The sequence below is a fragment of the Kosakonia cowanii JCM 10956 = DSM 18146 genome, assembly GCF_001975225.1.
Taxonomy (GTDB): Bacteria; Pseudomonadota; Gammaproteobacteria; order Enterobacterales; family Enterobacteriaceae; genus Kosakonia; species Kosakonia cowanii.
Genome location: NZ_CP019445.1, coordinates 615583 through 627713, shown reverse-complemented (window position 1 = coordinate 627713; position 12131 = coordinate 615583). Strand labels below are relative to the sequence as shown.

General features: G+C 47.9%; 9 protein-coding genes, 1 tRNA gene and 1 pseudogene. 5 read left to right on the top strand and 6 right to left on the bottom strand.

Features of this window, described 5'->3' with window-relative positions:
* Window positions 1-13 precede the first annotated feature (13 nt).
* Window positions 14-1651: a dihydroxyacetone kinase subunit DhaK gene (locus tag BWI95_RS02905; RefSeq protein WP_076768980.1), complete on the top strand. Its 1638-nt coding sequence runs from the start codon at window positions 14-16 to the stop codon at window positions 1649-1651.
* A gap of 231 nt (window positions 1652-1882) precedes the next feature.
* Here BWI95_RS02905 and ahr read toward each other — a convergent pair whose 3' ends face one another.
* On the bottom strand, window positions 1883-2902 hold the full coding sequence (gene ahr, locus BWI95_RS02900; protein WP_042713995.1) for an NADPH-dependent aldehyde reductase Ahr: 1020 nt from the start codon (window positions 2900-2902) through the stop codon (window positions 1883-1885).
* A gap of 248 nt (window positions 2903-3150) precedes the next feature.
* On the opposite strand from ahr, the gene BWI95_RS02895 reads away from it, so the two are divergent.
* From BWI95_RS02895 to BWI95_RS02880, 4 genes and pseudogenes are all read left to right on the top strand, one after another.
* Complete coding sequence (locus BWI95_RS02895) at window positions 3151-3603, top strand: lysozyme (protein ID WP_042714022.1); 453 nt, start codon at window positions 3151-3153, stop codon at window positions 3601-3603.
* A gap of 183 nt (window positions 3604-3786) precedes the next feature.
* Window positions 3787-3871, top strand: a tRNA-Leu gene (locus tag BWI95_RS02890).
* A gap of 392 nt (window positions 3872-4263) precedes the next feature.
* Window positions 4264-4554, top strand: a pseudogene (locus tag BWI95_RS02885) (DNA phosphorothioation-dependent restriction protein DptF); the annotation flags it as partial.
* Window positions 4555-4726: 172 nt separating this feature from the next.
* Entirely contained in the window at window positions 4727-6490 is a 1764-nt protein-coding gene (locus tag BWI95_RS02880; RefSeq protein ID WP_076768979.1) for a DUF262 domain-containing protein, read from the top strand.
* Between the two features lie 39 nt (window positions 6491-6529).
* On the opposite strand, the gene dndE is transcribed toward BWI95_RS02880, so the two are convergent.
* The 5 genes from dndE to BWI95_RS02855 form a co-directional block, all read right to left on the bottom strand.
* Window positions 6530-6883, bottom strand: a complete 354-nt coding sequence (gene dndE / locus BWI95_RS02875) for a DNA sulfur modification protein DndE (protein WP_054804005.1) — start codon at window positions 6881-6883, stop codon at window positions 6530-6532.
* Window positions 6883-8892, bottom strand: coding sequence for a DNA sulfur modification protein DndD (gene dndD, locus BWI95_RS02870; RefSeq protein ID WP_076768978.1), 2010 nt, complete (start codon window positions 8890-8892; stop codon window positions 6883-6885). Before dndD ends, dndE begins: the two co-directional genes overlap by 1 nt.
* Window positions 8882-10516 carry a DNA phosphorothioation system sulfurtransferase DndC gene (gene dndC / locus BWI95_RS02865; RefSeq protein WP_054804004.1) on the bottom strand — a complete coding sequence of 545 codons (1635 nt, stop codon included), beginning with the start codon at window positions 10514-10516 and terminating at the stop codon, window positions 8882-8884. The genes dndD and dndC overlap by 11 nt, the downstream gene beginning before the upstream one ends.
* Window positions 10513-11598, bottom strand: a complete 1086-nt coding sequence (gene dndB / locus BWI95_RS02860; RefSeq protein ID WP_076768977.1) for a DNA sulfur modification protein DndB — start codon at window positions 11596-11598, stop codon at window positions 10513-10515. Before dndB ends, dndC begins: the two co-directional genes overlap by 4 nt.
* A 132-nt stretch (window positions 11599-11730) precedes the next feature.
* Window positions 11731-12000 carry a helix-turn-helix domain-containing protein gene (locus BWI95_RS02855; protein WP_076768976.1) on the bottom strand — a complete coding sequence of 90 codons (270 nt, stop codon included), beginning with the start codon at window positions 11998-12000 and terminating at the stop codon, window positions 11731-11733.
* Between the last annotated feature and the right edge of the window lie 131 nt (window positions 12001-12131).

The following is a 12131-nucleotide window of genomic DNA, read 5'->3' as shown; positions in this document are numbered from 1 at the left end:
CTCCCGGAAGATTATGTCCAGATTCTTTTTCAACGACCGCAAACAGCTGGTCAACGACGCCATCGAAGGGCTGGTGATCTCCGCCCCGCATGGCAACCTTGTACGCCTTGAGAGCGATCCGGCGATCCGCATCGTCGCCCGCGCCGACTGGGATAAAAGCCGCGTAGCGGTTATCTCCGGCGGCGGCTCCGGCCATGAACCGGCCCACGCCGGGTTTGTCGGCAAAGGCATGCTCACCGCCGCCGTCTGCGGCGATCTCTTTGCTTCACCGAGCGTAGACGCGGTGCTGAACGCCATTGTGGCAGTGACCGGCGATCGCGGCTGCCTGCTGATTGTCAAAAACTACACCGGTGACCGGCTCAACTTCGGCCTCGCGGCGGAAAAAGCCAAGCGCTACGGCCTGAAAGTGGAGATGGTGATTGTCGCCGACGACATCGCGCTGCCTGATAACAAACAGCCGCGCGGCATCGCCGGCACGGCGCTGGTGCACAAAATTGCCGGTTACGCCGCAGAGCAGGGCAAATCCCTGAGCGAAGTGCGCGACCTCGCTCAGCAGGCCTGCGACAACGTCTACAGCCTCGGTCTGGCGATGGAGAGCTGCAACCTGCCGGGCAGCGACAGCGAAGAGGGGCGCATTCAGCAGGGCCACGTTGAGCTTGGCCTCGGCATTCACGGAGAGCCGGGCGCGAGTACCCTTGAGACCCATAACAGCAAATCGCTGATCGATACGCTGGTCGAACCGCTGCGCGCGGCGGTGGGTAACGATCGTGTGGCGGTGCTGATTAACAACCTCGGCGGCGTCTCCGCGCTGGAGATGGCGCTGCTGACCAAAGAGCTGGCCCATTCGGCGCTGAAAGATCAACTGGCCTACCTGATTGGCCCCGCGCCGCTGGTCAGTTCGCTCGATATGAAAGGCTTCTCCCTTTCGCTGCTGCGCTTAACGGATGAGTTTGAGCAGGCGCTCTGCGCCGAGGTGCAGACCGTTGGCTGGCAGAAACCGGTCGCCTTCGCGCCGATGAAAACCCAGCCGCACAAAGCCGTTTACACCGGGCTGGAGATTGAGCCTTCCGATAACCCGCAGGTAAAAGCGCTGGTCGGCACTGCTGCGCAGACGCTCATCGACCTGGAAAACCGCCTCAACGCGCTGGATGCGAAAGTGGGCGATGGTGATACCGGCTCGACCTTTGCCGAAGGTGCGCGCGAGATCAAGCGCCTGCTGGAGCAGAACGCGCTGCCGCTGAACAACACCGCGCAGCTGCTGCAACTGATTGGCGAGCGGCTGGCGACGGTGATGGGTGGCTCCAGCGGCGTGCTGATGTCGATCTTCTTTACCGCCGCAGGCCAGGCGGTGCATAACGCCACGCCGTTGCCCGACGCGCTGCTGCTGGGGTTAAAGCAGATGAAACACTATGGCGGGGCGGATCTCGGCGACCGCACGCTGATCGATGCGCTACAACCGGCGCTGGAAGCCCTGCGCGATCGCGGATTAGCCGCTGCCATCGATGCCGCGCAGAAAGGGGCAGAGAGCACCGCCACCATGCAGAAAGCGGGCGCGGGGCGTTCATCTTACGTCAACAGTGAGAACCTTGAGGGCGTGACCGATCCCGGCGCAGTAGCGATTGCCGAAGTGTTTGCCGCGATAGGGAAATAGGAAGAGGTGCCCGGTGGTTCACCGGGCACAGTTGCCGGATGGCGGCTTCGCCTTATCCGGCCTACGTGATTGTGCGCCCTGCTCAAACGGCATGTGATTATGCGGCTGGCTGAAACCGCGTAGGCCGGATAAGCGTTTACGCGCCATCCGGCATTTAACCCGCACGCTCAACAACGTGCCGTCCGGCGTTAAACCTGCCCGGCGGCATTGACGCTCACCGGGCTAAACGGCTTAAAAATCCGCTTTCAACACCACGCGGTAACGCGCTTTACCGTCGCGCACATGCTGCAACGCTTCGTTGATCTGCGACATCGGGAACATCTCGATGGTCGGCGCAACCTTCGCACGACCGGCAAACTTCATCAGCTTACGCAACTCGTACGGCGTACCGGTTGCGGAGCCGGAGACGCTGCGATCGCCGCCAATCAGCGTAAAGGCCGGTACTTCCAGCGGCTTCATCACGGCACCAACGGTGTGGAAATGCCCGCCGTGCGCCAGCGCTTCGAAGAAGGGCAGCCAGTCAAGATCGACGTTAACGGTGTTGATGATGAGATCGTACTGACCCGCGCGCGCTTTCAGCGCTTCCGGATCGCGGCTGTTGACCACATAATCCGCGCCCATCAGACGCACTTCCGCCTCTTTTGCCGGGTTCGAGCTAAACGCCGTCACTTCGCAGCCCATCGCGCGCAGCAGCTTGATGGCGATATGGCCCAGACCACCAATACCGATCACACCAACGCGGCTGGTAGCGGTGACGTTGTGCATCAGTAGCGGTTTAAAGACGGTGATGCCGCCACACAGCAGCGGACCGGCGGTTTCAATATCAATGCTGTCAGGCAGGGGAATCACCCACTGCCAGCCAGCGCGGATTTTATCAGCGAAGCCGCCGCGGTTCAGAATGGTCGGCACCGCGCCTTCCAGGCAGTTGATCTGGTTACCGTCGATACAGGCGTCGCAGTGGCCGCAGCTGTGCGCTGTCCAGCCGATACCAACGCGCTGGCCCACTTTCAGCCCTTTGTTCTGCGCGGCGTCACCCAGTGCCACCACGTGGCCAATCACTTCATGCCCGGCAACCAGCGGATACTGGGAGAAGCCCCATTCGTTGTCGATCATCGACAGGTCAGAGTGGCAGATCCCGCAATAATCCACGGCGACTTCAACATCTTCAGCCGCCAGCGGGCCTGCATCGTATTCCTGAAGCTCAAGCTCGGCGCCAGCCTGTGGCGCGGCGTAGTTTTTGATGATGCTCATCACGGATTCCTTTATGTTGAGGGAGACGCTTGAAGTGTAGGGCATCTGCCGCCGCTCTGGCAGCCTGCGGCTGTGCATACCGCCCGTTTCGTTAAGCGATTGCTCTGAAAGCCGCGTTTTTTAGGATTTTCCATCCTCTTATTAAGCCGTGGCGACTTTGCAACACGATGTGTCCGAACCATCCTCAAATAAGGGCGCAACGCGCAGTCAACGCTCAGCGCCATTCTCTCTCTACAGGAGCAACGATGATGGCGAATCAACCGCAACACACCGGCGATGCTGGCGTCGCATTAATCAAATCCTTTGAAGGGCTAAGGCTGGAGAAGTATCGCGATGCCGTCGGCAAGTGGACCATTGGTTACGGGCACCTGATCCTGCCGAACGAGAACTTTCCCCGCCCGATTACCGAAGCGGAGGCTGACGCGCTGCTGCGCAAGGATTTGCAGACGAGCGAGCGCGGCGTGCACCGGCTGGTGACGGTCGATCTCGACCAGGATCAGTTCGACGCGCTGGTGTCGTTTACCTTCAATCTCGGTGCCGGGAACTTGCAGAGCTCAACGCTGCTCAAGCTGTTAAATCAGGGCGAATATACGCAGGCCGCCGACCAGTTTCTGCGATGGAACAAAGCGGGCGGCAGAGTGCTGCCAGGCCTGACACGGCGGCGCGAAGCGGAGCGGGCGCTTTTTTTGCAGGCGGGTTAGCCTGAAGAGGCCGATTTTTCGTGATGGTCGCATATAAAAGATATGCCGCCGGGTTAACGAGGCAGGCGCAGCAGTTTACTATTACGCTGTTTTTTTCATCACTTAGCAGAGGGCTGCAGGATAGTGACTTGCATAGCCCTCGATGGCAGGTATAATCCAACACGTTTCCGCATCCCCTTCCGTGCCGGAGTGGCGAAATCGGTAGACGCAGTTGATTCAAAATCAACCGTAGAAATACGTGCCGGTTCGAGTCCGGCCTTCGGCACCAAAAGATGTAAAAAAGCCGCATTGAAGCGGTTTTTTTGTTTCTGAAATCTGCATTTTCTTACTGTTCCTTCAAACTTCTTGCTCTTCATACCGCCGATTTTATTACTTGTAAGCATGATTTCGCTTTAGTTCAGATACGGCGCTGCAACGTAAATAAAAATCGAATCGATATTGGATTCTAAGACATATCTAACGTGTGATAGTCATCTGGCGAAATAGTATATATCCAAGAAGGATGCGCTCCCCCCTTAAAATAGTAGGCACTTATGAGCCAAAGCTGACAGTAAGATATAAATATGCGTGATATGTCACTTCAAATATACAATGTTGGGTGGAGTTAAAGCTCACATTTATATAAAATGGTTATCATTTTTTGCCAGGGACAATGTTGTTATGGGCGCAATAACTTTACGTAACGCCTTGAATGTACTCGCAAAATCATCTTCCTTTTCCGTTACCACTGTCACCGAGCGTAAGAAAGATGAGTTCGATAAACTGAAGGAACAACTCTTTGTTCAACAGGAAATTGAATCCGATTTGCAACGATATCTTGATCGAGCGGATGATGGAGAAATCATTTTTTTATGTGGAGGTGGTGGTGATGGGAAGCCAGAGATATTGAAGCACTTTAAGGCAAATTCGCGTTATCGAAAGCGACTTAATTTTCATCTGGATGTTGCGAATTTTGTTTTTTTTAAAGTGATGAGAATTATAGCGAAATATAGGTAGTCTATTTTGGAATATATTGAATTATGTTTCCTGATACGATGACCACATATTTTGCTAGTTTAATTAATCCCTCATGTTTCAAAGTGAGGAATTTATTTTCGTAAAATATATTTGAGTGTTAGTTTAAATGAATATAACCCCTGAAAGCAAAAGCCTTGAAAAAATATTAACTGGTCTTGAAACAAAATATATTGTACCTGATTACCAGCGAGATTACTCATGGTCGGTAAATGAGGTTGAGACCTTATGGGACGATATAGTCATTTCCCACAAGCAGCAATCAGAATATTTCATGGGAACAATAGTCTTAAAAAAACATGCTAAAGATTCAGATCTATTCGATATAGTTGATGGACAGCAACGACTTGCTACTTTTTCTATTCTTTTTTATGTCCTTGCTTGCTTAGGAGAGTCTTTCCCTGTAAATCCAGATATATTGAAAGATGTTGAGCGTAATAATTCATCAATGGAATTGTCTGCTAAAATTGCCAAGATCGCTAGGGCACGGTTAAGAGAACCGAGTGAACCTGATAATTATTACCTCAAATTAAATAAGAAAAATAATGAACTCTTTGAGTCCATTATCAGAGATGAAGGTAAGGATACCTTTCCGGTTGATGAGTCGAAGTTTAAAGTTAATAAAAGCGATGGTAGACTTATCAAAACAAAAAAAACATTCAATAAGAAAATCAACGGCGATTTCACAGGGAAAAATGCGTTACAAGAAATATATAGCACATTGATTCATGTGGTGAAAAAGTTAAAATTTATAACCATTGAAGTTGAAAATGACTATGATGCTTTTTTATTATTTGAATCTTTGAATTCAAAAGGTATGGACCTAAGCGTTGCAGATTTACTTAAAAATAAAATACTCATGAAGGGTGGTGGTTCAGAAGAAAAAAATGAAACTATTCTTGATAATTGGGAAACCATGATATCTGCAGTGGAGTCAAGTAGACTATCTCCTGTGGATTTCCTTAGAGTATATTGGGAAGCTATACAAGGTACGAATATCACTAAAAAAGAATTGTACAAAAATATTGGTGCTCATATCGACAGCGCAACGGATATTTTACTGTTTTCAAAAGATTTAAAAGATACTGCGATCGATTTCTCCAATTATGCCTCAAGTGATCTTTGCTTTCCTTCTTGTATTAACCTATCTAGTAAAGATGATTTTTTGAAATATTGTGGTGAGATTAACACATTGAAATACACCACATGTTTACCGTTGCTAATGTATTCATATAATTCCAGGAGGGACTTAGTAACGTTGTTAGCGAAGCTGAGTCTATCGTTCCTCTTTAGATGGATTACAATCTGCGATTATTCAGTTGGTGGAGCTAAAAAAGTTTTTGACGAGGTGATTAAACGCTTATCAACGAAAGCTGATGTGGCAAATGCGATCGAACCTTTCTTTAGTCACGATGATAAGGTCGGAGATGATGCTTTTATTATGGCAATGCGTCAATATAAGGCGCAAGATAATCAAATAGCTAAATATATTCTTTCAAAGTGTTATCTTTATGATAATAAAAATCAAAGTATACCTAATTACAACGAGGTTCATTTAGAACACGTACTCCCCCAAAACAGTACTCATTGGGAGAAAGATTCGAAATTCATCTTGCCGTATGGTACTTTTGCAAAAGATTATATATATAGTCTAGGCAATTTAACATTACTACATAAACAAATTAATCAGAGTATTAAAAACAAAATATTTTCTGAAAAAATAAATCACTATTCAGATTCTATATTTCCTGAGACCAAGGAAATATATAAGCTATCTGAAGTTGGTGGTTATTGGGGAGTGGATATTATTGAGGAAAGAGGAACGCGGCTAGCTAATAAAGCGCCAAGTATATGGCCTTTATCATATCCATAACTATCAATTAAAAAGCCCTCATATGAGGGCTTTTTATACTTATAAAGCAATGCTGAATTCTTTCATAGATTTATAATTTCTTAGTGCTGAGATTCCGTCTTCCACATGGGCAGCCCATGCTTTAATAGCTTCTTTCTGCTCAATATGTGGATATAACATCTTAAGCACTAATTCCGTAGCCTGAAGGGTCTCACCTAACCACGTTATTTTATCCAGCACTAAAGAGCCATCTAGTTTCTTAGTATCTCTTTCTGGTGAATAACGAAATTCGCTCTCAACTGAGCGAAAAAAAGCTAAACGTGCGGCCACATTTGGGGTGACGCCAGTGTAGCCTTTCAATCTTTTGAGCTGCTCTTCTGTCTGGCGGCTCAGTTGCATGCGATTAGGGAGCATCAGATTGCCTCCTTAGTTAATTCCCAGAAATAACCTGGTTTCAGTGAAGAGGATTTGGTACGCGCGTTAAACACAATTTCATAAGCATGCGAAATGTCATCCCGCAGCCTGTCAACGAAATAGCGCTCATCCACTTCGGTATCTGTTGATAACAATACGACCTGATGGCTGGCTTCAGGGAAATAATGATTGATCAATTTATCCCTATGCTGTGAGTCAAGACGGCCTAATGGCGTATCAATAATCACAGGCAAGTCACGCCCAGATGTTTTTGCTAACGCCTCAAGAATGGCAATGGCATAAATTTGCTTTTCGCCCGCAGAAAGTAATTTGCGATTAATGACTGAGCCATTTTCATCAACCAATTCGACATCAAATGTATCTGGGTTGATATGGGCATTTAATTGCAGATCTTCCTTCCGCGCTAATTTTCTGTAGGCATTTTCAAAGTTTGTTGCCAGCGTTTTTACTCGTGCTTGTGTTAAGACGTCACTGTATCGGCTAAGCAAGTTAATAGCTTCTTGTGCGTTTCTCAATGCGCTGTTAGAACCATGCTGATTACGCGCAAGATCATGGTTTTTCTGGATTTTACGTACGCAATCTAGCTGTTGTTGCTTTATTTTTCTGGCTTCATCAAGCAGAGATATATATTCCTGGCGTTTTTTCTCACGCTCTTTATCAAGCTCGCGCAGCTTGTCAAAGATATCCATTAACTGGTCGTCTTCCGGTGCGCGCGCAATATTGGCGGCTGCTTGCTCTAGTTGTTGCTCAATGTCAGTTAACTGAAGACGATACGAGTCGAAACGCTGCCACGCTTTTTGGCTATCTTGCTCAATTGATTGCTGCAGCATGCCTGCTTCTCTTTCAGAAACATCAAAGAGCAAATCACCCTTCGGCTTTGCCGCCATGTAATCTTTCAAATTATCAGCGATCGCTTCGGTCGCGATAATTTGTGTACTACTCCCGCTACTAGTGCGGAACGCAATATCATTTTTGAGTTGTGCCAGGAACTTCTCCAGCTCCTTCTCAAAACTTTTAGCTTGTTTGATCTCTGCTTCTTCAGCAATTCTTTTAAGTAGTTGCCCTAAAATATTGGGAGCCAGGGCATAGGGTAATGATCCATCGCACTCCTGACGCAATGCTCTTTCGAGCCGCTCTTTTTCTTTCAGGAGCGTCTCAACTTTAATCTTTTCCTGGGTCTTGGTTTGTGCAAATGCGCCGCCCTGAGCGTTCAATTGCCCTTCGTAGCGAATGATTTCTTTGGATAAAAGATCAATACGTATTTTTGCAAAGTCAGCTTTTTCGAGTAGTTCTTCTGCCTGAAACGCTAACTTTTGGCCTTCCGCCTCGAGTTCTGCCAGCTTTTGCTGCTGCGAACCTTCAAGCTGATTGGTCTGCTGACGTTTGATAAAAATCGTCAGATCGTTATGCAATTTTGCGATGAGGTCCAGCCCCAAAAGGCGGCGTACCGCAGTGCGCAGGATCTTACCGGACTCGTCTTCTGCGAGTTCAGCAATTTTTTCACCATCAAAAAAGAACAGGTCAGCAATACCGTGTGGGATCAATTCATTAAGGAATCCCTGGCATTGATCGTAATTCATCTCTTTAAGAGGGATCCCATCTTGCTGCAGCGATAAATTATCTTTCCTGCCTTTTTTCCAGCTTCTCGTGACAGTGAATTCGGCTTCACGCCCATCTTTGTTGTAAGTGAAGCTCAGCTCTACGGCAGCTTCATCAGGATTGTCTGTGACATAAGTGCCCTTATGAACCAGGGAGCTGAGCTGTTCAACATAATCTTGCTGTTGAGTGGCCTGACCGAATGCCAGACGTCCATACAACGCCAATCTTATGGCAGATAAAATTGAGGTTTTGCCTGCGCCATTTAACCCACCAAAGAGGACGATAGGACGCTGGTTTGTATCATTTGGTCGCTTTCTGGGAGCCAGATCAATGGTATGCGTACCGTTAAATACCCGGAAGTTGCGCAAAACCAGTTGCTTAATTAACACGTTCGTTTTCCTCGCCGGCAAAGAGAGATGATTCACTGGCATCAACGATTCTGCGTTGTAATACCTGAAGTTCAGCTTCCAGTTTTGCTACTTCTTCCTGATGAATATCACGGTCATTGCGCGTTTGTAATTTTGCATGTTGCTGCTGAATCTCTTCCAGCGTGCCCCAATCTTGTTTCAAGATGGTACCCAGTTTGTCGAAGATTCCCTGGCGACGGCTCAAACCTTCCATTGAGGTTTCAAGCTCGATCAGCTTCATTACCATTTCAGGTTCAACGTCAAAACCTTGTGCAATTTGCATCAGCAAATCGGCATCGCTGGCATCAAACCTGGATTGATCGTCAACAACCCAGTCCAGATCGCGTTGGTAAACCTCCCGATAAATGCCGGGCAGGGTATCGTACCAATCTGGTTCGTTGGGATCCTTCAGCCACTCTTGCCGAATAGCATGTAGCTCCGGCTGTGTGATCAGCGTGATGGTATGACCTTGCGCATTCAAATCGCGTTCGATTTCTAACAAGTCTTTTAGCCACTGCTGGCGATACTTAAGCCAGTATGGGCCCGGCACGTGTTTGCGTTCTGCAGTGATATCTTCGCCATCTTTAGCGTATTGATAGCTCACTTTCCCGGTACGACGTTTGTAGTTACGGAAAGTATCCTTGTTAACAGGATCGGTTGTGAACGCAAGGAGATCACGATACTTGAGCAGAGGAGACATCCACTCCTCGCCGTTTTGTATCAGGCTTTCCATCGCTTTATCTTTCGTGACGACAGTACATGTCCAGCAGCCAAATCGGGAGTTGCCACAAGAGGGGGTGCTGTCATCAATGACCAGCGGGCACTCACCTTGTGCAGAAGAATCCATATATAACGTCCATAGCGGACGGTTATTACCACCCCACGGGCTTTCCCACTCTTCAATATCATCAGGAGAGTAGCGAAACGCTCCTCTCAATAATTTCCAGACATCTTCCACATCCCATGTATCAATCGGTGTATAGATGAATGCATTGGGTAACGTGGTGTGGCGTGCAAGGCGCGTACCATCGATTTTATGTTTTGCGATGACCTGCGCACGCGATGAACTCTCGCTGCTACGCGAACCCAGAACAACAATAACCTCATCAAACTGGCTGACTTTATCTTTTATAAAGTCACTAACCGGATTGATTTTCATGCGCTCTGTACACCAGCGAAAACTCCGGGTTGGCGCTGGGTACCCTTTACCCAGCAAATTAACCCAGAAGGTTTCATTGGTTTTTGGCATTACTGCATGTTGAGTGATCGGGAGGCCATTGCGTTTAGCGCCAGCCTCTATCTGCAACATGGTTTTTTTAATCAGATCAACAACAACTGGCGTTTCTACCAGTGTATCGGATGAGACCAAAAACACATCTTTACTGCGCATTTCCGGAGGGAGTCCGAGCAACGCCAGATATACCAGGGTGATCACGGCGGAAGAATCTTTCCCACCGCTGTAGCCAATTACCCAAGGGCGTTTATCCGCACAATAAATTCGTTGCACTTCAGCAACATATTCAGCCAGGGGGCGTCCTGAGAACTGCTCCTGATTGATAAAGTCTTCATATTCGGCCAGATCAAAGGCCTGAACTAATTTACTCATAAGGCAACCATTTGAGCTTCAAGCTCTTGTTCTTCGGGGGTAAGTGGGAGAGAGAGCGCTTGCTTTAACGCATTACAGGTTAGCTGAATTGAAGTGCCAGTCTTGCTCAACTTGCCATGCTGCATTGCTCGCTTAACCATTTCAGGGTTGCTTTTGCGCCAGTCGAAATTTTTCAATTCTTTAATTTTTTCCTGCCATTGCTCAGGTTCTTCAGTCAGTAATGCACGACCAAGCAGACCTAAAGCTTGCAGTCCAATACCGTGGGCATGCACATAGTCCTGACGTAACTGCGCCGGAGAGACTTCTTTTCTTGCGGCAAGCTGCCAGTCAGGCATGACCTGGAAAACTGCCTGCCAGTAAATCGCGGCTATATTGGTATTGTCTTCGATGCTGCCAACTTTTGGGTCTTTACCCAAAAGCGCACGGGTCGCTTGCTTGATACTGCTAAGCGTGAAGAGCTTATTTGAAAGTGTACTAATACTGGATTTTTCGAGCTCCGTAAGACCGACAAAAGGTTCAATAGACATCGCCAGATAACGCGCAAGGTTTGAGCTTACATCGCGATGATCATACAGAGCCGATAAAGAAGGACTTGGGCGAATGGCATATTTGTTTAAGTCAGCAAACATTTGCTGGCTGCGCTTCAACCCTTCATCAACAAAAAACAGGACCGGAATGTTGTCTTGCCCCAGTTCAGGTCGCTCCGACAATGCATCCTCGATCGCTTTACGACGGTGTTGCCCGTCATTGATAAGAATTTGCGCATCCATTGGCACACGCAATGTCCCAAGGTTATTTGAACCGGAAAACTCATCGAACTGCACATCCACAGCAATCGATGCAGTAAGAGCCGAAAAGACATAATCCTTCGGATTCTCAAGCAGATAACGCACCATTTCAGGTATGCGAGATTTATTCAAAATGCGCTGCGCTCGCAGCTCTGGCGGGACATCCGTTTCGTCAAAGCTGAAAATTTTAGGTATGATGCGCATCGGGCAAGTCGCAATGTAGAATGGCCTTCCAGCTTGCATACCTCGCACAGCGGGGAAAGAGTAGCAGTAATCAGCATCGAAGTTTGCCATGGCAGTTCCGTGTGTTCGAGGAGGTTTTTACGTCATATTTTACGTAAAAACCTTCTAGATTAACATATGAGCCAGTCAAAAAAGCATTTTTGAAACAATGAATACATGATCAATCGCAACTTTACGTCTTTTTTAACGTAAATCCTTTATTGATAAAGGATTGCGAATTAGAAGCCTCCTTTCCACCAATTCCCCCTCTCTGTAATACCTTTCCGGCCAAATCTCCTGCGGCAGAACACCAATCGCATTTGCGATAATGGCTTCGCCTTTTGGCCATGGTCTTTCCAGGGCATTCGCTAAGGTCGAAGAGCTCAAGCCAGCCGCCCTGGAAAGTGCAGCCAGTGAGGTTCCTTTCTTATGCACCGCAGCTATCACGTCAGCTTTATGCCAGTTTGCTTTCATTCCTTTGATCCTCCGTTTTGGTGAGCTAACGACAAAAATACTACGTTATTCGTAGTTCTGCGAACAGAGGGTAAATTACGTATTTCGTAGTTTTGCAGGGAGGATCCAGATTTGCTGTAACTTCAGTGCAA

Bases quoted from the DNA above. Each gene is read 5' to 3' on its own strand.
- BWI95_RS02905 (WP_076768980.1), top strand. From the start codon at position 14: ATGTCCAGATTCTTTTTCAACGACCGCAAACAGCTGGTCAACGACGCC.
- ahr (WP_042713995.1), bottom strand. From the start codon at position 2,902: ATGAGCATCATCAAAAACTACGCCGCGCCACAGGCTGGCGCCGAGCTT.
- BWI95_RS02895 (WP_042714022.1), top strand. From the start codon at position 3,151: ATGGCGAATCAACCGCAACACACCGGCGATGCTGGCGTCGCATTAATC.
- BWI95_RS02880 (WP_076768979.1), top strand. From the start codon at position 4,727: ATGAATATAACCCCTGAAAGCAAAAGCCTTGAAAAAATATTAACTGGT.
- dndE (WP_054804005.1), bottom strand. From the start codon at position 6,883: ATGCTCCCTAATCGCATGCAACTGAGCCGCCAGACAGAAGAGCAGCTC.
- dndC (WP_054804004.1), bottom strand. From the start codon at position 10,516: ATGAGTAAATTAGTTCAGGCCTTTGATCTGGCCGAATATGAAGACTTT.
- dndB (WP_076768977.1), bottom strand. From the start codon at position 11,598: ATGGCAAACTTCGATGCTGATTACTGCTACTCTTTCCCCGCTGTGCGA.
- BWI95_RS02855 (WP_076768976.1), bottom strand. From the start codon at position 12,000: ATGAAAGCAAACTGGCATAAAGCTGACGTGATAGCTGCGGTGCATAAG.